This window comes from Pseudomonas sp. Irchel 3E13 (genome assembly GCF_900187455.1).
Lineage (GTDB): Bacteria > Pseudomonadota > Gammaproteobacteria > Pseudomonadales > Pseudomonadaceae > Aquipseudomonas.
Genome location: NZ_FYDX01000025.1, coordinates 36771 through 61159 on the forward strand (window position 1 = coordinate 36771; position 24389 = coordinate 61159).

Below are 24389 nucleotides of genomic sequence, written 5' to 3' on the forward strand. Positions count from 1 at the left end.
GTGGGTCCCATCATGTACAGCTGGAAGGAAACCTTCGAACTCTGCGACAAAAGCAACACGTTTGTGGCGAACCTGAACCCCGGCCCGGTCCCCTCCTGTACCCGAACATTTTCCTTCCTGCCCCTGCGCTATGGTGCGGTCGGAGGTACTGCCAGCCAGAGAGGACAACTGCCATTCCTGTCGGCGTATTTCAGCCAACCGTCAAAGGTCGGCCGGCTCAGCGAGTCCGCCTATGCCCTGCGCCCCCTGCGCGAAGGCTTTCTGTACGTCCTCATCAGGCGCAAGGAGGCCAACTACGCCTGGCATAGTCAGTACCGCGTGTCCGACCTCGCCAGCCTCGAATTCATCGATGCCGACCAGCCCTGGGCACCGGCTAAACCGCCCTTTACCGGGGACGGTGGCGTCAAAGGGCTGAGCTGGATGCTGCGGATCCAGGACATGGACAGCATCGAAGACCTGCGCTTTCTCTACAGCCCTGTGCCGCTGACCAAAAATGTGCGCGACAAATACCGGCAACAGCAAAAGTACCGCAGCACCATGACCTCGGTGGACGTCGCCGAGCTGATATCAGCAGAGCCGCCGCGTATGGACAACGTGCTCACCCATGACGCGCTCGAACTCATCGCGGAATATGCCTCCGACAGCAAGCCGGCCCTCAAGGAACACCTGAAGTCCCAAGCCTTCGCCCCCCTGTTTCCACCGCCACGCCAGGCGTTGCTCGCTGAAATGCGGCCCGATGCCGATCGCAAGGCACAGCGCGGAGTGGCCGTCGTCTTGAACGACGCGCTCGGTGTCGTCCAGGAACTCAATGCCTGGCGCAACGCGAGCAGCGATTCGCTCGAAGCCTTCATGGCGCAGGAGGACGAAGAAAAGGTCGACAACCACCGCAAATTCACCATCGCCTTCGCCATCGACAACATCAGGAAGCTGCTGGAAGACGAGGCCGAGGTCACTTACCACGAGAATCAGAAGCTCCAGAAGCACATCGGTGTGCGTTACACGGACCCTGAGTATCAGGCGGGCAATCGCCACGTGGTGGTGCAGTCATCGGGCAACTACCGGACCTTCCGTAATCCCGTGCACCAGCAAGAGGTATACAAAACCGAACTCAAGAGCCAGCGCGCCGAGAGCTGGGACAAGTACGCCCCCTACATTGACGAGCACATGCGTCAGGACTTCCTGAAGCGCTACCGAGCCGAGGTCGACAAGGCCGATACGGCTCGCGATGCCCGCACCGAGGATCACCTGCTCTGGCTACAGAGCGAACAACTGCTTCAAGTCCTAGACCTCTTCGACCGCAACGACACGGAACAGGCTCTGCTGTTCGAAGACCAGATGGGCAAGGCCATGACCGGAATGAACGGCACCGAGGCCGGCCAGGCCCTGCTCGAGCGCTGGCGCGAAGCGGACGTATCCCGAGAAAACCTGTACTGGCGGTCGCTGGCGCAGAACCAGCAGGCGGCCGAAGCCGAGGTCGGCACCCTGTTCAACGAGCGCGGCCTCCTCGAAGACCTCGACTCCGCGGCGTTGCAGGACCGGATGAAAAAGCTCGTCGTGCTCTACGACAGGGGTCATGCCCTGATGGACGCACTGGCCGAAGGGACTGGCGGGCCGCCCTCCAGTTACCTGGTGGGCGGCGCGATGCTGATCAACACCCTGGGCAACTCGTTGTTCCAGAACAAGCCCGCGACCGTGCTGGACAAGGCGGCCAACCGGGTCGCGATGACGCTCCTGCATGCCCAGATGGGGCGCTACGCCAAAAAAATTCATTTTGAGACACGCGGCGGCAAGCCCCTGAGCCGAGGCGCAGCGGCGCGCATCGACCGCGCCGCGACCCGCAGCTTCGACGATGCACTGCGCGGCGGAAGCCGTGGGCCCATGACAGAAATGCGCTTGGGCAGTGTCTTGACGTTGCTGGAGCTGTGGAACCTATACAACCGCCTCTCTGTCGAGGACAAGAACAGCAGGCAGTACATCGAGGCGGTGTCTGCGGTGGTGGCTCTCACCGCTGTGGGCATCGAAATAGCTGCTGCGGCGGTGGCGTTTGGTGAGCGCAGTGAGAATGCCGCGCTTCGGCAGGGAGCCAAGGTGTTTGGGGGTAAATTGCGGTTGGGGGCTGGGATTCTGGCAGGAGCGGCTGGGTTTGTGGGCGCATGGTATGACGGTCAGGATGCACTTGATAACTGGCGTTTCGGCAAATACTCGCTTGCTGGTCTTTACGCCTTACGCGCAACAACGCAACTCGGCGCTGCAACCCTGTCGATTACTGTCGGTTTAGCGTACGCGAAGCCATTTTTTGAATACCTACTCAAGAAATACGGAACCCAGACATTTTTTGGAAAGGCTGTCAGCTTTGGTTTGCAGGGCTCGTCTGCCCTGGCTGCACGCATGGCACTGATGCTTCGCCTGTTCTTCCGTATAAATATAGTGTTCCTGGCATTGATGTTGATTGAAACTTTCCTACTTCCCAACTCACTGCAGCGCTACTTTGACCATTGTACATTTCGCAAGGAACGCACCAATAAAACTGCCGAAACCGAAGAAAAGGAAATCAAAACCATGCAGAACGCGGTAAAGGATACACTTTAATGTATTTTTTAGAGCGAGGTTTTGAATGGTCCAAGACGCTAATCACTTATGAAGAGGCCACGGAAAGTGCGCTTAATCAAAAGCGCCAACCGGGACAGGAAGAGCTTAATTTACCGGAGGGCGTAAGGGAGTCGATTTCAGAGTTAACCTACGAGAACTCATCTCTTTATAAATATACCGCCACATACATTGACCTTCGTACACCCAACGACGAAAAAAGAGGAATAATTACTATATTTCTTGGATGGATATACGGATTCATAACCTATATGTTTTTCGCGATGGCGATCATTTCCGCTGAAAAAATAATCCCTGGTTACGGCCACGACGGAAAATCATTAACCATCGCCGATTATTTCATCCTCACGTTATTTCCGTTGTTTTGGCCGGTAGTGCTTGGTGTTTTCTTGAAGTACACCCTCCGATTCGTTCGCCTGGAGTCTTTCACCGCCCGCCGCATCATCATCCGTTTCAACCGTATCACTCGTAAGGTCTATCTGCTCCGCCCCAAGCACTTAGGCGGCATCCGCATCATGGACTGGGACAAAACCGAGGTCATCGTCGACAAGAACATGAGCGAACTGGATGGCACGGGCGGCTATGTCATCTTGGGCTGGGAAAAGGGTGATGGCGTGGATTTGCAGGGCACTCCGACCGACAACATCGAGCTGACCTTCATCGGCAAACCCACCCGCAACGCCAGCGAACTATTGGCCTTCTGGGAATACATCCGCCGCTACATGGAAGACGGCCCCGCCGCCGCACCGGCACCGGAAAAACTCATCTGCAAGTTCCCTTGGCCATGGCTCTCGCTCAAAGCTGCCTGGGGACTGGACACCAGCTTCTTGCGCCAACGCGAACTGCGCATTTTCGTACTGCTCAACCTGCTGCTATGGCCCGTCATCCTGATTCACGCCACAGGCCACTGGTTATCTTTGTTGCTGTGCTATGAGCCACGGTTCCCAAAAAGCATCGAAGATGCGGGCGCTGATATTTCCGATTGGGAAGCACGATAGCAGCCCCTCGAATAGAACTGTCATACGGCGCGCTGACTGAAAGTTTGATATCCAAGCGCCTGCTGTTTTATCTGCCCACCTGAAACTTCGCAATGAACAAAGTCTGGACCGAAAAAGGAAATCACAATTATGCAGTCAAAAATAGAGAGGTTTCTCTGATGTATTTTTTAGAGCGCGGCTTCCAGTGGCTAAAAAAAATAAACAGTCAAGAAGAGGTCATAGCGGAGCTCGAGCAGCAAAAACAGCAACAGCGACAGCCAGGATTCTATGCACCGGAAGGAGTGAACGAGTCAGCGTCGGACCACATACACGATAACTCATCGCTTTACGCGCATAACGACACCTATATTGACCTCCGCACGCCTAGCGATGAAAAAAGAGGCGCGCTAACTCTGGGATTTGGTTTCCTCTACTGGATAAGTATCTTGGTGCTTTCTGATATTTATACCGCTTGGGTGGAGCAACTGATCAGCGGGACTAGCCGCGAAAACACTCCACTATCAACGACTGAGTATTTCACTCTAATTTTCTATGTACTGCTCTGTTCGACTGTGCTCTTACTCATTTTGAAGTACACCTTCCGCTTTCTTCGCCTGGAGTCTTTCACCGCCCGTCGCGTCATCGTTCGCTTCAACCGTATTACTCGCAAGGTTTATCTGCTGCGTCCCGAGCATCTGGGTGGTATCCGCATAATGAACTGGGACAAAACCCAGATGATCGTTGACAAGAGCCTGATTGACCTGGACGAGTCAGGAGGCTTTGTCGTTCTAGCCTGGAATAAGGGCGATGGCACAGATTTGCAAGGCTCACCCACTGACAACATCGAGTTAACCTTTGTCGGCAAGCGCGCGAGCAACGCTGGCGAGTTGATGGCGTTCTGGGAATACATTCGGCGTTATATGGAGATCAGCCCCAACGCCGCGCCAGCGCCGCAGAAACTCATCAGCAAATTCCCTTCACCCTTGCTCTCACTCAAGGCGGCCTCGACATTCAGGGGATCGGGGCCGCTCGAGTTGTTGTTATGGCCCACCATCCCGATCCACGCCATCGGCCACTGGCTGTCACTGCTGCTGTGCTACGAGCCACGGTTCCCCAAGTCCATCGAGGACGCCGGGCGCTGATGACACCACCACCCGGCGCCCGCCCAAACACAACGCCCAGCCTCTGCTACCGTGGAAAGACCCGGGCCACATCTCTCGGCCCGCTCTTTCCTACCTGCATGAAGCACGGGTGACCCCTCATGGCGCGCACCACTCCCATCGAGCTTTACCGCAATATCGGCATCGTTGCCCACGTCGACGCGGGCAAGACCACCACCACCGAACGCATCCTCTTCTACACCGGGGTCAACCACAAAATGGGCGAGGTGCATGACGGCGCCGCGACCATGGACTGGATGGCCCAGGAGCAGGAGCGCGGCATCACCATCACCTCCGCAGCGACCACGGCATTCTGGCAGGGCTCGACCAAGCAGTTTCCGGACAAGTTCCGCTTCAACATCATCGACACCCCCGGCCACGTCGATTTCACCATCGAGGTGGAGCGCTCGCTGCGCGTGCTGGACGGCGCGGTGGTGGTATTCAGCGGCGCCGACGGCGTCGAGCCGCAGTCCGAGACGGTCTGGCGCCAGGCCAACAAATACCATGTGCCGCGCCTGGCCTACGTGAACAAGATGGACCGCCAGGGCGCCGACTTCCTGCGCGTGGTGAAGCAGATCGACCAGCGCCTGGGCCACCACCCGGTGCCGATCCAGTTGGCCATCGGCGCCGAGGAACACTTCCTCGGCCAGATCGACCTGGTGAAGATGAAAGCCATCTACTGGAACGAGGACGACCAGGGCACCAGCTACCGCGAGGAAGCCATCCCCGCCGAGCTGCAGGCGCTGGCCAACGAATGGCGCGCGCACATGATCGAAGCCGCCGCCGAGGCCAATGACGAGTTCATGACCCTCTACCTCGACGGCATCGAACTGAGCAACGAACAGATCAAGGCCGGCCTGCGCCAGCGCACCCTGGCCAACGAAATCGTCCCGGCGATCCTCGGCTCGTCGTTCAAGAACAAGGGTGTGCCGCTGATGCTCGACGCGGTGATCGACTACCTGCCGGCGCCCTCGGAAATCCCGGCGATCAACGGCACCGACCCGGACCACGAAGACAAGCACCTGGAACGCCACGCCGACGACAATGAGCCGTTTTCGGCCCTGGCCTTCAAGATCGCCACCGACCCCTTCGTCGGCACACTGACCTTTGCCCGGGTCTATTCCGGCGTGCTCAGTTCCGGCGACGCGGTGCTCAACTCGGTCAAGGGCAAGAAGGAGCGGGTCGGCCGCATGGTGCAGATGCACGCCAACCAGCGCGCCGAAATCAAGGCGGTGTGCGCCGGCGATATCGCCGCGCTGATCGGCATGAAGGACGTCACCACCGGCGACACCCTGTGCGATATCAAGCACCCGATCATCCTCGAACGCATGGACTTCCCCGACCCGGTGATCTCGGTGGCGGTGGAGCCGAAGACCAAGGCCGACCAGGAAAAAATGGGCGTCGCCCTGGGCAAGCTGGCCCAGGAAGACCCGTCGTTCCGGGTCAAGACCGATGAGGAAACCGCGCAGACCATCATTTCCGGCATGGGCGAGCTGCATCTGGACATCATCGTCGACCGTATGCGCCGTGAATTCGGCGTCGAGGCCAATATCGGCAAGCCGCAGGTGGCCTACCGCGAGAAGATCCGCAACACCTGCGAAATCGAAGGCAAGTTCGTCCGCCAGTCCGGCGGGCGTGGCCAGTACGGTCATTGCTGGATCCGCTTCGCCCCCGGCGAGGAAGGCAAGGAAGGGCTGGAGTTCGTCAACGAAGTGGTCGGCGGCGTGGTCCCGCGGGAATACATCCCGGCGATCCAGAAAGGGATCGAGGAACAGATGCAGAACGGCGTCGTCGCGGGCTATCCGCTGATCAGCCTGAAAGCCGCGGTGTTCGACGGCTCGTACCATGACGTCGACTCCAACGAAATGGCCTTCAAGGTCGCCGCCTCCATGGCCACCAAGCAACTGGCGCAGAAAGGCGGCGCGGTGCTGCTGGAGCCGGTGATGAAAGTGGAAGTGGTGACGCCGGAGGAATACATGGGCGACATCATGGGCGACCTGAGCCGCCGCCGCGGGCATATCCAGGACAACGAAGACACCCCAGCGGGTAAGGTGATACGGGCTGAAGTGCCGTTGGGCGAAATGTTCGGCTATTCCACCGACATGCGCTCGATGACCCAGGGCCGGGCCAGTTATTCGATGGAATTCGTCCGCTACGCGGAGGCGCCGGCGAGCATTGCCGATGTGATTATCAAGAAGCAGGGGTAGTTTTCCGGGGCCTCATCGCTGCAGTTCGGCGCGCCGACAAGCCAGCGATGAGGCCCGTTAGAGAAACTCAGTGATCCGCCCCCGCCCGCTTCAACAGTTGCTTGCACCGCTCCGACAAATGCACCACCCGCAGATGCTTCCCCGCCTTGGCGTAGCGCTCGCGCAAGGTCTTCAACGCGGCGATCGCCGAATAATCGACAAAGCTCAAATGCTGACAATCCAGCGTCACCTGTGCCGGATCATTGGCCGGGTCGAACTGGTTGAGAAACGGCGTGCTGGAGGCGAAAAACAGCGTCCCGTGAATCCGGTACAGCTTGCTGCCATCGGCTTCCAGGTGGCTGTCGGCATACAACTCCCGAGCCTGCTGCCAGGCGAAGTTGATCGCCGCGATAACGATGCCGAACAGCACCGCTGTGGCCAGATCGGTGAACACCGTGACCACCGTCACCGCGATGATCGCCAGCACATCGCTCAGCGGCACTTTGTGCAGCACCCGCAACGAGGCCCAGGCAAAGGTCTGCTGGGCCACCACGAACATCACCCCCACCAGCGCCGCCAGCGGAATGCGCTCGATCAGCGGCGAGAGGAACAGCACGAAGAGCAGGATCATCACCCCCGCCACCACCCCGGACAAGCGCCCGCGACCACCGGAACTGAGGTTGATCACGGTCTGCCCGATCATCGCGCAACCGCCCATGCCGCCGCACAGCCCCGAGGCGATATTGGCCGCGCCGAGGGCCACGCATTCGCGGTCCGGGTGGCCACGGCTTTCGGTGATTTCGTCGGTGAGGTTCAGCGTCAGCAGGGTTTCCAGCAGGCCGACCAGGGCCATCAGCACCGCATAAGGCGCGATGATCCGCAGCGTCTCCAGGTTCCACGGCACTTGCGGCAGGGCCAACGACGGCAGGCCGCCGGCGATATGGGCCATGTCGCCGAGAGTGCGGGTCGGCAGGTCGAACAGGTAGACCAGCATGCCGACGCCGAGGATCGCCACCAGTGCCGGCGGCACCGCGCGGGTCAGGCGCGGCAACACGTACACCACTGCCATGGTCAGCCCCACCAGGCCGAGCATCAGCCACAGCGACGGGCCTTGCAGCCAGGACTCGCCGTCCTTGAAGTGCTCCAGTTGCGCCATGGCGATGACGATTGCCAGGCCGTTGACGAAGCCGAGCATCACCGGATACGGCACCAGCCGCACCAGCTTGCCCAGGCGCAATAGGCCGAAGGCAATCATCAACAGTCCGCCCAGCAACACCGTCGCCAGCAGGTACTGCACGCCCTGCTGCACCACCAGCGCGACGATCACCACCGCCATCGAGCCGGCTGCTCCCGAGACCATGCCCGGGCGGCCGCCGAACAGCGCGGTCAGGGTGCAGATGATGAACGCGCCGTACAGGCCCATCAGCGGATTGAGGTGGGCGACCAGGGCAAAGGCGATGCACTCGGGCACCAGCGCAAAAGAAGTGGTCAGGCCGGCCAGGACATCACTGCGAATACGCAGGGCCCGGGATTTGGGGTGTGTTTGAGACATCGGGGATTCCGTGGGGTGAGGCGAGGAAAAAGCGCTGGCGAGCTTACCGGATTCACAACAGCGCCGCGAACCCTGTGGGAGCCACTCAATCCCCTACACCGCCTGCGGCTATTGACCATTCAAACCCGCCACCCCATGCTCGCCCGCTCCACCCACGCTCAAGGAATGACTGCAATGAAGCTGGAAACACTGGCCATCCACGCGGGTTTCAGCCCGGACCCGACCACGAAGGCCGTCGCCGTCCCGATCTACCAGACCACCTCTTTCGCCTTCGACGACACCCAGCACGGCGCCGATCTGTTCGACCTGAAGGTGGCCGGCAATATCTATTCGCGGATCATGAACCCCACCAACGATGTGCTGGAGCAGCGCATGGCCGCCCTCGAAGGCGGGGTCGGCGCGCTGGCGGTGGCGTCGGGCATGGCCGCCATCACTTATGCGATCCAGACCGTGGCCGAAGTCGGTGACAACATCGTCTCGGTCGCCAAGCTCTACGGTGGCACCTACAACCTGCTGGCCCATACCCTGCCACGGATCGGCATCCAGACCCGCTTCGCCCCGCACGACGACATCGCCGCCCTCGAAGCGCTGATCGACGAGCGCACCAAGGCGGTGTTCTGCGAGTCCATCGGCAACCCGGCGGGCAATATCGTCGACCTCCAGGCGCTGGCCGATGCCGCGCACCGGCACGGCGTGCCGCTGATCGTCGACAACACCGTGGCCACGCCGATCCTCTGCCGGCCGTTCGAACACGGCGCCGATATCGTCGTGCACTCGCTGACCAAGTACATCGGCGGCCACGGCACCAGCATCGGCGGCATCGTCATCGACTCGGGCAAATTCCCCTGGGCCGATCACAAGCAGCGCTTCGCCCTGCTCAACACCCCGGACGCCTCGTACCACGGCGTGACCTACACCGAAGCCTTCGGCCCCGCCGCGTTCATCGGCCGCTGCCGCGTGGTGCCGCTGCGCAACACCGGCGCCGCGCTCTCGCCGTTCAACGCCTTCCTCATCCTGCAAGGCCTGGAAACCCTGGCCCTGCGCATGGAACGCCACACCGAGAACGCGCTGAAAGTCGCCCATTACCTGCAACAGCACGATCAAGTTGCCTGGGTGAAATACGCCGGCCTGCCGGACCATCCGGAACACGAACTGGCCAAGCGCTACACCGAGGGCAAGCCCGCGTCGATCCTGTCGTTCGGCATCAAGGGCGGCCAGGAAGCCGGCGCACGCTTTATCGATGCGCTGAAACTGGTGGTGCGCCTGGTCAACATCGGCGACGCCAAGTCCCTGGCCTGCCATCCGGCCTCCACCACCCACCGCCAGTTGAACGACGAAGAACTGGAAAAAGCCGGCGTACCGCGTGACATGGTGCGGCTGTCCATCGGTATCGAACACAGCGACGACATCATCGCCGACCTGCAACAGGCCCTCGACGCCAGCCGCCTGTAAGCCTTCGCGACCCCAGGCTGCGCCCCTCCCAATAATGACGGCGGGCGCGAGCTTGAGCGGCCCGCCCGCGTTACCTTGCGCACATACCAAATTTCCCGCCAAAGCCGCGGTTTCATTGGCCTTCGCCGCGTCCGCGATCACCTGCAAAAAAATCAGTGATAGCAGATTGGCATTGTCACCAAGCTCGTCAATACTGCCTCCCGCATGGAAATCCTTGCCCACACAACATAGGGATATAGGCGATGAGTCAGACCCAGCCATTGGATGTCGCCATCATCGGCGGCGGTGTATCGGGAACCTACAGCGCGTGGCGCCTGCAAGAGGCCCAAGGCGATCATCAGCGAATCCAGTTGTTCGAATACGGCGACCGCATCGGTGGCCGGCTCTTCAGCATCACCCTCCCCGGTCTGCCCAATGTCGTCGCTGAAGTCGGCGGCATGCGCTGGATGCCGGCCACCGAGGACGACACCGGTGGCCACGTCATGGTCGACAAGCTGGTGGATTTCCTCGAACTGCCCAAGAAAGATTTTCCGATGGGCAACGAGCAGCCCGAAGACCATCCGGTCGGCGCCAAGAACAACCTGTTCTACCTGCGTGGCCAGCGCTTCCGCTTCCGTGACTTCACCGAGTCACCGGACAAGATCCCTTACAACCTGGCCTGGTCCGAGCGCGGTTTCGGCCCCGAGGACCTGCAAGTCAAGGTGATGAACAGCATCTATCCCGGCTTCGACCAGCTCAGCCTGGCCGACCAGATGCAGGTCAAGGTGTTCGGCAAGGAAATCTGGCGCTATGGCTTCTGGGACCTGCTCTACCGCGTGTTGAGCAACGAGGGCTATCAGTTCATGAAGGACGCCGGTGGCTACGAGGCCAACGTCGCCAACGCCAGCGCCGTGACCCAGTTGCCCGCCACCGAATACAGCGACGACACCAAGTTCCTGACCCTGAAAACCGGCTTCCAGACCCTGCCGCTGACCCTCAACGAACGCTTCAAGGCCGTGCCCGGCGGCCTGGTCCCTGGCGAACAGCGCGTGCAGTTGAACCGCCGCCTGGCGTCGCTGCAATACAGCGATGACACCGAATACCCGTACCGCCTGCACTTCCAGCCGACCCAGACGATCGACGGCACCACCACCGACCTCGACGTCCCGGAACAGATCGTCCACGCCCGCCAGGTAATCCTGGCCATGCCGCGGCGTTCGTTGGAGCTGATCGAGTCGCCGCTGTTCCAGGACCCATGGCTGAAAAAAAACCTCGGTTCGGTGCTGGTGCAATCGGCGTTCAAGCTGTTCCTCGCCTACGAACAACCCTGGTGGCGCAGCCTCGGCCTGGTGGCTGGCCGCTCGGTCACCGACCTGCCGATCCGCCAGTGCTACTACATGGGCACCGAGTGCGAGCAGGACGGTGGTGAGCCGAGCCTCAACTCGCTGCTGATGGCCTCCTACAACGACATCGGCACCGTGCCGTTCTGGAAGGGCCTGGAAGGCGGCCTGCCGTTCGAGGGCTACCAGCCCAAGAGCCTGCTGGGCCGCGTCGATGCCAACGAGATCGTGCCGAAAACCCAGAACCAGGTCAGCGACGAGATGGTCCGTATCGCCCAGCGCCAGGTCACCTCGCTGCACGATCAGGTCGAACTGCCGGCGCCTTACTCCGCCGTCTACCACGCCTGGGACACCGACCCGTACGGCGGCGGCTGGCACGAATGGAAAGCCAACTTCCGCCTCGACCTGATCATCCAGAACATGCGCCATCCGGTGCAGGAGCAGGCGGTGTACATCGTCGGTGAAGCCTATTCCTACGGCCAGGGCTGGGTCGAAGGCGCGCTGACCACCGCCGAATCGACCCTGCAGGACTTCTTCGGCCTGGCCCGGCCAAGCTGGCTGCCAGCGGCCTATCAACTGCTGCCGGAACCCGGCCCGACCGATATCGTCGACCCGGCGCCGCTGCCATGCAAAGACTGCGCGGGCACCCTGGAAGCCGTCACCGAGTTCGCCTACACGGGGATCAAACCATGAGCGTCGAGTTCAGCGTTGCCGACTACCTGCTGACCCGGCTCAAGGAACTGGGCCTGACCAAAGTGTTTCAGGTGCCGGGTGACTACGTGTCCGGCTTCATGGATGCCCTCGAAGCCTTCGACGGCATCGATGCGGTGGGCGAGGTCTTCGAAATGGGCGCCGGCTATGCCGCCGATGGCTACGCGCGGGTTCACGGCCTCGGCGCGGTGTCGCTGCAATACGGCGTGGGCACCTTCAGCGCGGTCAACGCCATCGCCGGTGCCTTCGTCGAGCGCAACCCGGTGGTGGTGATTTCCGCCAGCCCGTCGACCAAAAACCGCGAACAGGCGAAAACCCAGAACGTGCTGTTCCACCACTCCACCGGCAACTTCGAAGCCGACCGCAATGTGCTGGAACAGGTCACCGTGGCCTGCGAGATCCTCTCCGACGCCCGCCAGGCGCCCTGGCAGATCGACAGCGCGCTGATCGCCGCAATCACCCATCGCCAGCCGGTCTACCTGGAAGCCTGGCAGGACGTCTGGAGCCTGGAATGCGCCCGTCCCCACGGCCAACTGAGCCCGGAACCGCGGCCCTCCAACCACGACGCCTTGCAGGCATTGGTGGCCAACACCGTGCAGCGCCTGGGCCAGGCGAAAAAGCCGCTGGTGCTGCTAGGCGTGGAAGTCATGCGCTATGACCTGCAAGGCCAGGTGCAATGGCTGATCGACGGCCTCGGCCTGCCGTTCAGCAGCACCCTGGACGCCAAGACCGTGCTCGACGAAAGCCAGCACGCCTTCATCGGCACCTTCGCCGGCCCGGCCTCGCGCCTGGAAACCTCGAAGGCGGTGGACGAGTGCGACTGCATCCTGGCGATCGGGGTGATCTTCACCGACGACTACCTCGACCTGCTCAACACCCGCTTCGACAGCATCATCCAGGTCAACTGCGACCTGGCCCGCACCGGCCCGGACTACTACCCCAACGTGCGCCTGCCGGACTACGTCGACGCGCTGCTCAAGGCGCTGGACCTGGACGGGCGCTTCCCGCGCCACGATGTTCCCCTGACCGCCCCGCAAGCGCTGTTGCGCACCTGCAATGCCGATGCCGATGCCGCGCTGAGCTACGCGAACTTCTTCGACACTTTGGTGGAATTCGCCCAGGAACATCGCGTCTGGGAAACCAGCACGCTGATCCTCGGTGAAAGCTCGTCGCTGTACGTGTCCAGCAACATCCAGGGCATGCCCCGCGACAGCTTCCTCTCCGACGCCATCTGGGGCTCCCTCGGCCATGAAACCGGCTGCGCGCTGGGCGTGGCGCTGGGCAGCGGACGGCGGCCGATCGTAGTGGCCGGCGACGGCGGCTTCATGATGGTCACCCAGTCGCTGGCGGCGCTGGCGCGCAACAAGGTCAACGCGCTGGTGTTCGTCATGAGCAACCAGGTGTATGCCATCGAGCAGGCCTTCGTCGATATCGATGCGTTCGACCCGGAAGGCCAGTTCGCCCCGTTCGATACCCTGCCGAGCCTGAACTACCCGGCGCTGGCCGAAGGCTATGGCGCGCTGGGTTACCGCATCGAGACCGTCGCCCAGTTGCAGGAGCTGCTGCCGCACCTGCTGGCGCTGAAGGACCGCCCGGCCCTCGTGGAAGTGAAAATCAGCGAGAAAGACCTCGCCATCCAGATCGACCGGCTGGCAAGGCCGCCGAAAAAACCGAGCAAGTAAGGAGTTCGTTTCATGGATCGAAACACCAGCGTGCGCACGGCGATCGCCTGCGCACTGCTGGCTGCGTTGCCGCTCAATGCCAAGGGTCACGGCATGCACGGCAACGACAGCCAGTCCGAGGCAGAAGAAGTGTTCTTCCGCAAACTGCCCATCGACACCGACCTCAAGCAGGCCCTGCAACAGTGCGTCAGCGCCGCGGACACCGACAAGGACCATCTGCTCTCCGGCCTCGGCGGCGCCCGTTATGACCTGGTCGCGGTGAAGGACGCCGAACAGGTGCAAGCCTTCTACAGCCAGGGCATGGCCTTGCAATACGGCTTCAACTTCGGCGAAGCCATCCGCGCCTTCTACCAGGCTTACCAGCTCGATGACGGCTCGGCGATGCCGCTGTGGGGCGTGGCGCTGTCGGCCAGTTCCAACATCAACACCGACGCCACCCAGGGCTGCGACCAACTGGCCAACCTGACCGCCCGGCTGGCCTTGCAGAACGCGCAAAACCGCCAGGCCAAACCGCCCGCCGGATTCAGCACCGCGCAATTGGATCGCGAAGTGGCCTATGCCGAAGCGTTCCTCAGCCAGTACGACGAGAAAGGCGACCAGATCGGCCTGTCCCTCGACGGCAAGAAGCGCTACGCGGCGAAGATGAAAGCGTTGTCCGAGAAATACTTCGACGACCTCGATGCCGCCGCCCTGTACGCCGACGCCCTGCTCAACATCGCCCCGTGGAAATGGTGGAAAGGCGTCGAGGCGACCTCCGACAAGGTCGACCCGACCAACGAAGCCTACGAGGCGCTGCAAGTGCTGAACCGCATCCTCGTGGCGGACGAAAACCACTCCGGCGCCAACCACTTCTACATCCACGCCATTGAAGAGTCGCCGTTCCCCGACAGCGGCCTGCCCATGGCCGATCGCTTCCGCACGCTCAACCCGGCGGTGGGTCACCTGATCCACATGGCCTCGCACATCTACCAGCGCACCGGCAACAACGCGCTGTCCAGCGCCACCAACTACGCGGCGGTGTCGGTGGACCGGGCCTACGCCAACCAGGTTCAGCCGCAGAGCCCGTACCTGCTGCACTACCTGGGGCACAACATCCACTTCCTGACCTGGACCCTGTCCATCGAAGGGCGCAAGAACGAAGCCATGAACATGGCCAGCGAACTGGTGGACAACACCACGCTGAATGCCTCGTCGGAATTCCTCTGCAAGCAGTACCCGCAGGAGCTGAAAACCAAGTCCGACTACTTCTACGCGGTGCCCTACTACTACGCCGTGCGCTTCCAGGACTGGGATGCGCTGGAGCGGATCAAGCCGAACATCAGCAGCGGCCTGGCGAAGATCAACGAGACCTGCGCCAAGGCCGATCAGAACTGGGTGGCGCTGACCATGCCGTACACACGGATCATGGAAAGCTATGCGACGGCGTACCAGAAGCTCGGCGACACGCTCGACAGCGGCAAGGCCGTCGAGGCCATGAACGGTTTCTGGAGCACAGCGGGCAGCGTTCTGCAGGACAACGCCACGCTCAAGTACGGCAACAACGACGCCATCCAGTTGCTGCGCCTGGCCAACCTGATCCTGTTTACCAAGGCCCAGGAAAGTACCGCTGGCAAGCTGGTGCTCAAGGACGTCCGGGACGCGAGCGCCAAGGCCGTCGGCAAAAACGGCAAACTGCTGGCCGACGACTTCGCCACGCTGGAGGACGACAGCAAGGCAGCGATCATCACGGCCTGGAAAAAGGCGGTCGAAGTGCAGGACGGACTTTGGTACAACGAGCCGCCGGACTGGTACTACACCGTGCGCGAATCCCTCGGCTATGCGTATCTGGCTCAAGGCCAGGCGGCGAACGCGGAAAAAGTGTTCACCGAAGACCTCAGTGAAAACCGCTTGAGCGGGCGTTCGCTGAACGGGCTGAAGCTGGCCTTGCAGGCGCAGAAGGGCAAGACCGTCAGCGCCGAGCTGGAGCAGAAACTGCAAAATGCGTGGCGCAATGCGACGGTGAGCGCGGCGCCCTGAAGCATTATCGTCCGCAAACCCAGCTCCCCTGTGGGAGCTGGGTTGCCAGCGATGGCTGTACATCCATACAGATAAAACTTGCCTCAACCGCACTTCCTGAGCATCCTAGGGCCTTCTTTCCCCCAGGACTCCGCCCCGGCACATGCGCCTGTTCCTCTGCGAGAAGCCTTCCCAGGCCAAGGATATTGCCAAGGTCCTCGGCGCCAACCGCCGCGGCGATGGCTGCTGGGTCGGCACCGGCGTGACCGTGACCTGGTGCATCGGCCACCTCCTGGAAACCGCCCCGCCCGACGCCTACGACGCCCGCTACAAACGCTGGGTGCTGGCAGACCTGCCGATCGTCCCGAGCCAGTGGAAAATGCAGGTCAAACCCAAGACCGCCAGCCAGTACAAGGCAGTCAAGCGCCTGCTGGGCGAGGCCGCGGAACTGGTGATCGCCACCGACGCCGACCGTGAAGGCGAGATGATCGCCCGGGAACTGGTGGAACACTGCCGCTACCGCGGACCAATCCGCCGCTTGTGGCTGTCGGCGCTGGACGACGCCTCGATCCGCAAGGCTCTGGCCAGCCTCAAGCCCGGCGCCGAAACCTTCAGCCTGTACCACTCGGCCCTCGGTCGCTCGCGCGCCGACTGGCTGATCGGCATGAACATGAGCCGGCTGTTCACCCTGCTCGGCCGCCAGTCCGGCTACCAAGGCGTATTGCCAGTGGGCCGGGTGCAGACCCCGACCCTGCGCCTGGTGGTGGACCGCGATCGCAGCATCGCCGACTTCGTGCCGGTGCCGTTCTGGGCCATCGATGTGCAACTGGACAGCGCCGGTACCGTCTTCACCGCGCAGTGGCGCGCACCGGACGATGCCTGCGACGACCAGGGTCGCTGTCTTAAGCAGGAACTGGCGCAACAGGCCGCCGCCGCAATCAATGGCGCGGGTTCGGCGCAGGTGGTGGCAATCAAAACCGAGCGCGTGCGCGAAGCTGCGCCGCTGGCCTTCGACCTTGGCACCCTGCAGGAAGTCTGCTCGAAGAAACTCGGCCTCGGCGCCCAGGAAACCCTGGACATCGCCCAGGCGCTTTATGAAACCCACAAGGTCATCACCTACCCGCGCAGCGATTGCGGCTACCTGCCCCTGAGTCAGCACAGCGAAGCTCCGGCAATCCTCGCCGCCCTGACTCGCGCCGATTCATCGCTGGCGCCGCTGCAGCCGTACCTGGAGCCGCAACGCCGTTCCCGGGCCTGGAACGACGCGAAAGTCAGCGCCCACCACGGCATCATCCCCACCGCCGCGGCCATCGATCCGAACCGTCTGCCGGGCAAACACAAGGCGGTCTATACATTGATCCGCGCCCGCTACCTGGCGCAGTTCCTGCCCAACCATGAATACGACCGCACCCAGGCCGACTTCGATTGTGGCGGCCAGGCCCTGCGGGCGGTGGGCAAGCAGATCGTCGAGCCGGGCTGGCGTCGTGCCCTGCCTGAAGCCCTGACCCCGCCCAAAGGCCGCGAGGCGCCAGCGCCGCAGGTGTTGCCGACGTTGAACAAGGGGCAATGGTGCGAGGTGCGCGAGGTCAACCTGAAAGACCTCTGGACCCAACCGCCCAAGCCCTTCACCGAAGGCGACCTGATCAAGGCGATGAAGAACGTCGCCAAGCTGGTGGACGATCCGCGGCTCAAGCAGAAACTCAAGGACACCACCGGCATCGGCACCGAAGCCACCCGCGCCGGGATCATCCAGGGCCTGCTGGACCGTGGCTACATGGTGAAAAACGGCAAGGCACTGAACGCCACGCCGGCCGCCTTCAGCCTGATCGACGCGGTGCCCCGTGCCATCGCCGACCCCGGCACCACTGCGATCTGGGAGCAGGCGCTGGACATGGTGCAGAGCGGCGAAATGACCCTGGAAACCTTCGTCGCCAAACAGTCGGCGTGGATGAGCAAGCAGGTGGAACGTTGTGCCGGCATGAGCCTGACCATCTCCGGCCCGGCGACGCCGGCGGGGCGTGGCGGTTCGCCGTGGAAGAAGAAGAAGCGCAAGAGCAGCAGCACTGCCGCAACGACCAAGCGGCCACGAAAACCTCGGGCGAAAAAGGCCTGATCCTCTCTTACCGACTCAAGGAAGATCCTCATGAAACTCGGCTACACCATCGCCTACGTCGCGGACGTCCCGGCCTCGCTGGCCTTTTTCGAAAACGCCTTCGGCCTGACCCGGCGCTTTCTGCATGAAGGCGGTGACTACGGCGAACTGGACACCGGGGCGACCACCCTGGCGTTTGCGTCGCTGGAACTGGGCGAGGCGAATTTCGAAGGCGGCGTGCTCGCCGCCAGCGAAAGCCAGCGGCCGCTGGGCATGGAGATCGGCCTGGTGACCGATGAGGTGGCGGCGGCGCACGCCAGGGCGTTGGCTGCCGGGGCCGTGGAGTTGAAGACACCGCAGACCAAGCCGTGGGGCCAGACCGTGTCCTGGGTGCGTTGTCCGGCGGGGATTCTGGTGGAGTTGTGTACGCCGGTGGGGTGACCTACTCCCACCGATCGGAAGTTTTCCGGCGTCCTTGAGATCGAGCATCGCTGGCAAGCCAGCTCCCACGCGGGGCACTGTGGGAGCCGGCTTGCCGGCGATGCGCCGCACGGGCGGCGCTCAATTTCAAGGGCGCTAAAGACCTGTCGACTAACCGCGAATCACAGCCTTGAGCACCGTCTTGAACGTCTCGATCTGCGCTTCGCTGAACTCGCCAAACACCGTGTCCTGCTGCTCACGAGCGATGGTCCACAGCGCTTCGGTCTGGTCGATGCCACCTACGGTCAGGCGCACATTGCCGCCCTCCTCGCTACCGCTGACCAGACCCTTGCGGGTCAGGTTGGCCACGGCTTCATCGATTTCCCGCGCGGGCATTGCCACTTCGCGTTGCAGGTCGGTGAGGCTCAAACCGGCATCGTTCTCCAGCACCATCAGCATCCGCGCCTCGCTGGTGCGCAGGCCACTGGACAGTTGCCGCGGCTGGTAGCTGGTTTGATAAGCCCGCAGGGCCTGGGTCATCAGGTAATACAGGTTGTGGCTCAGGCGCCCCTGGAAGTTGCTGCTCGGTGGCTGACCTTCTTCGCGGCGGGTCATGCGGGTGTGCGGCAGGACCATGGAATACGCGCCCTGGTGATACAGCAACGGCGAACGCCCGCAGTCTTCGAACGCCACCACCTTGCCGATCATGATCCAGTGATCACCACCGTCGAGGATCTGGTACTTCTCGCACTGGAAGTTGGCCGAGCAGTCCAGCAGGATCGGCGCCCCGCCCGCACCCGCTTCGTGCGCAATGCCGGCGAAACGGTCATCCCGCGGCTTGGCGAAGTTGTTGGACAGGTCGATCTGGTCGGCGGCGAGAATATTCACCGCGAAATGGCTGGCCGCCTCGAAGGTCGCAAGGCTCGTGGAGCGCTTGTCGAGGCTCCAGAGGATCAGCGCCGGATCGAGGGACACCGAGTTGAAGCTGTTGGCTGTAACGCCGACCTTGTTGCCTGCGCCATCATCGGCGGTGACCACGGTAACGCCGGTGGCGAAGTTGCCCAGGGCGCGGCGGAAGGCACGGCTGTCGAAGGCCGCAACGGTTTCATTGGACATGCAAGACTCCCCGGCTGCCCGCAACGGGCAACCGTGATTTGTTTTTATGCGAGAGAGAAAGAGGATCGAGCGTCAGACCATGCTCGGATCAGGCTCGAGGCCCATCAACTCGCGACCCAGAATCTGCGCGCAGACGTCGTAGTCGGTGTAGGCATGCGCACCGGTCATGTGCGAGTCACGCCACAGGCGCTGCAGCTCGTTGCTCTCGAACCACGAGGTGCCGCCGGCAGCTTCGTACAGACGGTCCACGGCCTGGATGCACATCTTCACCGCGTAAGCCTGATTGGTACGCCAGAACGCCAGGGTCTCGCGGTCCGGGTATTCCTTGCGGGCGCCGTGGTCGGCGTGGTCCTGCCAGGTCTTTTCGAGGAAGGCACGGGCGGCGGCAACCTGGTGGGTCGACTCGGCCAGGCGCATCAGCGCAGGGGTCGCGGCACCAACGCTGACACCGGTGTAGGCGCGCACGCGGTTCTTGGTCTTCTCGCGGAAGGCTTCGAGCATGCGCTCGGCGATGCCCAGGCTGATGGTGGCGAAGCCCACGGCAAAGTACGGACGGTACGGGGAGTAGAAAATCTTGCTGTCCGGATACAGACCAAAGCCCGCGGACTTGCCTTCCATCATGTCCTTGGCTTTCTGGATACGGTGCTCGGGGACGAAGGCCTTGTCGATGATCAGGGTCTTGGTGCCGCTGCCTTTCATGCCGGCGGCGAACCAGTCGTCACGGATTTCGTAGTCGCTGCGCGGCAGCACGGCGAAGCAGTAGTCCTGGGTGCCTTCGGCGTTAGCGCGACGGCAGCCGACGATGGCCCACTCGGCGTGATCGCAACCGCTGCTCCAGCCCATTTCGCCGCTGAACAGCAGGCCGCCTTCAACCTCTTCGACACGACCGAACGGCGCGATGCTGCTGCTGGCGGTGTGGTCCGGGTTCACGCCCCAGATTTCTTCCTGCAACTTGGCCGGGAACATCGCCAGTTGGTGGTTATGGGTGCACAGCAGGCTCATGGCCCAGGCGGTGCTGGCGCATGCGCCGGCCAGCAGCGCGATGCAATCGGTGAACTCCGGCAGGGAGATTTCCATGCCGCCATAAGGCTTGGGCAGGAAGGCGCGGTGCAGGCCGATCCCCTTGAGCAGGGCGATGTTCTCGGCGGGAACCATGCGTTCTTTTTCGGCACGGGCGGCATTGGCGGCTATGGTCGGCAGTACCGACTTGAGGTCTTCGAGCAGCGGGTTTGGCTTTTTCATGAGTGGCCCTGCTTATTATTGGATGTCCATCGGGCCTGGTGACTACACAGGCCGCTGCGGATTCGGGGCCAGTATGGGAGGCGTCCGCCACGCTGAAAATGCACCTTCCAGAGACAAAATTGTACTTTCCATGGCCAACCCTGCCCCGCCGTCGGACAACCGCCGAACGCGCTGGCAGACCCGGTCATGTAGGGCTGGCAGGCTCAGTCAAGTCACCCGCGCGGGCCTGCGCTAGGGTGCCGGCTTTGCCTATTTGCACAGGTACACCCCATGACCATTTCTCTCCTGCCTGCCGTCCAGGCGTTCTTCCAGCGTGACCACGGCCTGTTCATCGACGGCCGCGCGCAGGCCTCCGGCAGCGGTCGTCACCTGGACGTGATCGACCCGGCCAGCGGCGAAGTCATCAGCCGCGTCGGCGAAGCCAACCAGCACGACATCGACAGCGCCGTGGCCTCCTCCCGCGCGGGCTTCGCCCAGTGGTCGCAGGCCGCACCGGCAGTGCGCGGCAGCGTGCTGCTGAAACTGGCCGACCTGATCGAACAGAACGCCGAAGAGCTGGCCCAGATCGAAACCTGCCAGTCCGGCAAACTGATCCAGATTTCGCGCCACTTCGAAGTCGCCCAGGCTGCGCACTTCCTGCGCTACTACGCTGGCTGGGCAACCAAGATCAGCGGCCAGACCATCACCCCGTCGCTGCCCTCGTTCAACGGCGAGCGCTACACCGCCTTCACCCTGCGCGAGCCGATTGGCGTGGTGGTGGGCATCGTGCCGTGGAACTTCTCCACCATGATCGCCATCTGGAAACTGGCCTCGGCGCTGGTCACCGGCTGCAGCGTGATCATCAAGCCCAGCGAATTCACCCCGCTGACCATCCTGCGCATCGCTGAACTGGCGATCGACGCCGGCCTGCCGGCAGGCGTGCTCAACGTGGTGACCGGTGCCGGCGGTGTCGGCAAGGCGCTGATCGAGCACCCGCACACCGACAAAGTCTCCTTTACCGGCTCGGTACCCACCGGCCTCGCCGTGGGCCAGACCGCCATGGCCGCCAACCTGACCCGCGCCACCCTGGAACTGGGCGGCAAGAACGCAGCGGGCTTCCTGCCGGATGTGGATGTGGAAACCGCGGTCAACGGCATCATCGAAGCGGGCTTCCTGCACTCCGGGCAGATCTGCGCCGCCGCCGAGCGCTTCTACGTGCACCGCTCGCAGATCGACGCGGTCACCCGCCGCCTGAGCGAGCGCCTGAGCCAGTTGAAGATCGGCTCGCCGCTGGATGAGGCCAGCGAGTTCGGCCCGGTGACCAACAAACAGCACCAGGCCAAGCTCGGCCAACTGTTCGCCAAGGCCCGCGCCGAAGGCAGCACCATTCTGCAGGGCGGCAAGCTGATCGACGGCCCGGGCTGCTATGTCGAGCCGACCGTGATCCTGGCCAACTCGGCGAAGGACAGCCTGATGACCGAGGAAACCTTCGGCCCGGTGGCGACCTTCCTCGCCTACGACGACGAAGAGGAGTTGGTCGCGCTGATGAACGACAGCCCCTACGGCCTCAGTGCCAGCCTCTGGACCAACGACCTGGGCAAGGCGATGCGCCTGATTCCAAGGGTCCAGGCCGGCACCTTGTGGGTAAACATGCACACCCTGCTGGACCCAGCGGTGCCGTTTGGCGGGATCAAGGCCTCGGGTGTCGGGCGTGAATTCGGTGGGGCGTTCATCGAGGATTACACCGAGCTGAAGTCGGTGATGATTCGCTACTGATTGGGCCGCACACGCTCTAGAATGGCCAGCTCGCCCCCAATCTGGTGCCCCATGGACATCGAGCTGGCCCGAACCTTCCTCGAAATCGTGCGCAGCGGCAGCCTCGTCGCTGCCGCCGAACACCTGCACGTCACCCAGACCGCCATCAGCGCGCGAGTGCAGAAACTCGAACAGCAACTCGACTGCCAGCTCTTCATCCGCAGCCGCAACGGCGCCAGCCTGACCAGCAATGGCGAGGCCTTCGTGCCCTATGCCAATCAACTGCTGCAAACCTGGGAATCGGCCCGCCGCGATCTGCCGCTGCCGGACGGTTGCCGCGAGGTGCTGCGCATCGGTGGGGAAGTCAGCCTGTGCAACCCGCTGGTGCTTGACTGGGTGCGGGTGCTGCACGAACAGCTACCCAGCCACGCCATCCGCAGCGAAGTCGGCGAAAGCGCCGCCCTGCTGCGCAAACTGGAGATGGGCACGCTCGACGCGGCGCTGCTCTACCAGCCGATCTACAGCCCCGGCCTGCAAGTCGAACAATTGCTGGAAGAAAAACTGATCCGCATTCAACTGCGAAGAAAGCCGGAGCCCTACGTCTACATCGACTGGGGCGATACCTTCCGCCGCCTGCATGACGAAGCCCTTCCAGAACTGACCCGCCCGGCCCTGAGCTTCAACCTCGGCCCGCTGGCCTTGCAGTTCATCCTCGAACACGGCGGCAGCGGCTATTTCCGCACGCGGGTGGTGCAGAGTTACCTGGACCGCGGGGTACTGGAACGGGTGCCGCAGGCGCCGGAATTCCCCTACCCCACCTGGCTGGTCTATCCACGGGAGCGGGATTCGCAAGCGCTGCAGCAGGCGTTCGAACTGCTGCGCCAGGTGGTGGCAGGTGATAGCGACTGGTCGCAGCGCTGGGATCCGCTGATCTGACTCAAGCCGCCTCGGCCAGCCGCTCCTGCGCCAGCAAATGCTGGCTCAGCGCGGCGATCAGGTCGGTCTGGGTGACCACGCCAACCACCTTGCCGTTCTCCAGCACCGGCAGGCAATGCAGTCCCTGGTCGCAGAGCAGCGGGATCAGTTCGACGGCCTGACGCTCGCTGTCCACGGTAATCACCGGCTCGCTCATGATCTGCGCCAGACGCACCGGCTTCTGCCTGCCAAACAGCGCCCGCCAACTGAAACGGGTCGCGGCCATGGCCGGCGCGACCAGATCGCTGAGGCTGATGATGCCCGCCAGTTTCCCGCTGTCATCCAGCACCGGCAGGTTTTTCAGATGATGGCTGGCGAGTTGTTTCCAGGCCTGTTCCAGCGTGGTGTCGGGCGTGGCGAACTGCACGTCGCGGGACATCACCTGCGCCGCAGTAATCCCGCCGAGACTGCGCTGCACCGCGTGGCGCTGGGTGGCGAGGATGATCCGTTCGAGGTCGTTGCGGGTCACGTCGACGAACTCGCCAATGTCTTCCAGTGCCTGGTCCAGATCGCTCGGGCTGACCCCGACGCGCTCGCTGGCCGGCTGGTCAGCGGTGGCATGATTGGCTTTGCGCGGCGCGTTGATTTTCGGGTAGCGCACGCCGCTCAGGCGGTTGTACAGCACCGCCATCGCCAGCACGATCAGGGCATTGAGCATCACCGGCTCGATCACCTTGACGCCCATCGCCGCCAGCGACGGATCGGCTAGCGCCAGGCTCACCGCCAGCGCCGCACCCGGCGGGTGCAGGCAGCGCAGCAGACACATCAGCAGAATCACCAGCAGCAGCGCCGCGCTCGCCACCATCAGGCCCGGGCCGATCCAGTGATGCAGGCTGATCCCCACCGCCGCCGCGCAGACGTAACTGCCGAGAAACGGCCAGGGCTGCGACAGCGCGCCGGAATGCACGGCAAACAGCAACACCGTCGAGGCCGCCAATGGCGCCATCAGGTGCAGTGTCGCCGCGCTGCCGAACAGGTAGCTACAGACGCTACCCGCAACGGCCAGCGCCAGAAGCGCACCGATCGCGGCGCGGAACCATTCTTGAGGGGGAATATGCAAAGCGGCTGGAATGAAGCGATCGAACCAGTTACTGAGACCACGGCTAGACATGTGACGGACCAGGCACCTGTTTGAAGAAAAGAAGCCCGCCCAACAGCGGACGGACTTT

Annotated in this window: 16 protein-coding genes; 12 read left to right on the forward strand and 4 right to left on the reverse strand. The window is 62.8% G+C overall.

Annotated elements, in window-relative coordinates:
- Positions 1 to 12: 12 nt before the first annotated feature.
- The 4 genes from CKW37_RS30480 to fusA all read left to right on the forward strand — a co-directional run bounded on the left by CKW37_RS30480 (position 13) and on the right by fusA (position 6951).
- Positions 13 to 2589, forward strand: coding sequence for a T6SS effector BTH_I2691 family protein (locus CKW37_RS30480; RefSeq protein WP_095159816.1), 2577 nt, complete (start codon positions 13 to 15; stop codon positions 2587 to 2589).
- The gene (locus CKW37_RS30485; RefSeq protein WP_095159817.1) at positions 2589 to 3605 is read left to right on the forward strand and encodes a DUF6708 domain-containing protein; all 1017 of its coding nucleotides are present in this window, start codon (positions 2589 to 2591) and stop codon (positions 3603 to 3605) included. The genes CKW37_RS30480 and CKW37_RS30485 overlap by 1 nt, the downstream gene beginning before the upstream one ends.
- A gap of 92 nt (positions 3606 to 3697) precedes the next feature.
- A complete protein-coding gene (locus tag CKW37_RS30490) occupies positions 3698 to 4726 on the forward strand; it encodes a DUF6708 domain-containing protein (protein WP_256587895.1) in 1029 nt (342 codons plus the stop codon).
- A 119-nt stretch (positions 4727 to 4845) separates the two neighbouring features.
- The gene (gene fusA, locus CKW37_RS30495; RefSeq protein ID WP_095159819.1) at positions 4846 to 6951 is read left to right on the forward strand and encodes an elongation factor G; all 2106 of its coding nucleotides are present in this window, start codon (positions 4846 to 4848) and stop codon (positions 6949 to 6951) included.
- Positions 6952 to 7018: 67 nt separating this feature from the next.
- Here fusA and CKW37_RS30500 read toward each other — a convergent pair whose 3' ends face one another.
- The gene (locus CKW37_RS30500) at positions 7019 to 8482 is read right to left on the reverse strand and encodes a SulP family inorganic anion transporter (protein WP_095159820.1); all 1464 of its coding nucleotides are present in this window, start codon (positions 8480 to 8482) and stop codon (positions 7019 to 7021) included.
- A gap of 174 nt (positions 8483 to 8656) precedes the next feature.
- On the opposite strand from CKW37_RS30500, the gene CKW37_RS30505 reads away from it, so the two are divergent.
- The 6 genes from CKW37_RS30505 (at position 8657) to CKW37_RS30530 (ending at position 18174) form a co-directional block, all read left to right on the forward strand.
- Complete coding sequence (locus CKW37_RS30505; RefSeq protein ID WP_095159821.1) at positions 8657 to 9934, forward strand: bifunctional O-acetylhomoserine aminocarboxypropyltransferase/cysteine synthase; 1278 nt, start codon at positions 8657 to 8659, stop codon at positions 9932 to 9934.
- A 242-nt stretch (positions 9935 to 10176) separates the two neighbouring features.
- Entirely contained in the window at positions 10177 to 11946 is a 1770-nt protein-coding gene (locus CKW37_RS30510; protein WP_143502169.1) for an FAD-dependent oxidoreductase, read from the forward strand.
- Positions 11943 to 13646 (forward strand): alpha-keto acid decarboxylase family protein, encoded by a 1704-nt coding sequence (locus CKW37_RS30515; protein WP_095159822.1) that lies wholly within the window; start codon positions 11943 to 11945, stop codon positions 13644 to 13646. The genes CKW37_RS30510 and CKW37_RS30515 overlap by 4 nt, the downstream gene beginning before the upstream one ends.
- 12 nt (positions 13647 to 13658) lie before the next feature.
- Complete coding sequence (locus CKW37_RS30520; RefSeq protein ID WP_177454503.1) at positions 13659 to 15662, forward strand: hypothetical protein; 2004 nt, start codon at positions 13659 to 13661, stop codon at positions 15660 to 15662.
- Positions 15663 to 15804: 142 nt separating this feature from the next.
- Complete coding sequence (locus tag CKW37_RS30525; RefSeq protein ID WP_095159823.1) at positions 15805 to 17754, forward strand: DNA topoisomerase III; 1950 nt, start codon at positions 15805 to 15807, stop codon at positions 17752 to 17754.
- Positions 17755 to 17784: 30 nt separating this feature from the next.
- Complete coding sequence (locus CKW37_RS30530) at positions 17785 to 18174, forward strand: VOC family protein (protein ID WP_095159824.1); 390 nt, start codon at positions 17785 to 17787, stop codon at positions 18172 to 18174.
- Positions 18175 to 18324: 150 nt separating this feature from the next.
- Here CKW37_RS30530 and CKW37_RS30535 read toward each other — a convergent pair whose 3' ends face one another.
- Both CKW37_RS30535 and CKW37_RS30540 read right to left on the reverse strand, forming a co-directional pair.
- Positions 18325 to 19269 (reverse strand): p-hydroxyphenylacetate 3-hydroxylase reductase component, encoded by a 945-nt coding sequence (locus CKW37_RS30535; RefSeq protein WP_095159825.1) that lies wholly within the window; start codon positions 19267 to 19269, stop codon positions 18325 to 18327.
- Between the two features lie 72 nt (positions 19270 to 19341).
- Positions 19342 to 20511, reverse strand: a complete 1170-nt coding sequence (locus CKW37_RS30540) for a p-hydroxyphenylacetate 3-hydroxylase oxygenase component (protein ID WP_095159826.1) — start codon at positions 20509 to 20511, stop codon at positions 19342 to 19344.
- 270 nt (positions 20512 to 20781) lie between these two features.
- On the opposite strand from CKW37_RS30540, the gene CKW37_RS30545 reads away from it, so the two are divergent.
- Together CKW37_RS30545 and CKW37_RS30550 are read left to right on the forward strand one after the other, a co-directional pair.
- Positions 20782 to 22266 (forward strand): aldehyde dehydrogenase family protein, encoded by a 1485-nt coding sequence (locus CKW37_RS30545; protein ID WP_095159827.1) that lies wholly within the window; start codon positions 20782 to 20784, stop codon positions 22264 to 22266.
- A gap of 51 nt (positions 22267 to 22317) precedes the next feature.
- The gene (locus CKW37_RS30550) at positions 22318 to 23181 is read left to right on the forward strand and encodes a LysR family transcriptional regulator (RefSeq protein ID WP_095159828.1); all 864 of its coding nucleotides are present in this window, start codon (positions 22318 to 22320) and stop codon (positions 23179 to 23181) included.
- Position 23182: 1 nt separating this feature from the next.
- On the opposite strand, the gene CKW37_RS30555 is transcribed toward CKW37_RS30550, so the two are convergent.
- The gene (locus CKW37_RS30555) at positions 23183 to 24331 is read right to left on the reverse strand and encodes an HPP family protein (RefSeq protein WP_095159829.1); all 1149 of its coding nucleotides are present in this window, start codon (positions 24329 to 24331) and stop codon (positions 23183 to 23185) included.
- Positions 24332 to 24389 lie beyond the last annotated feature (58 nt).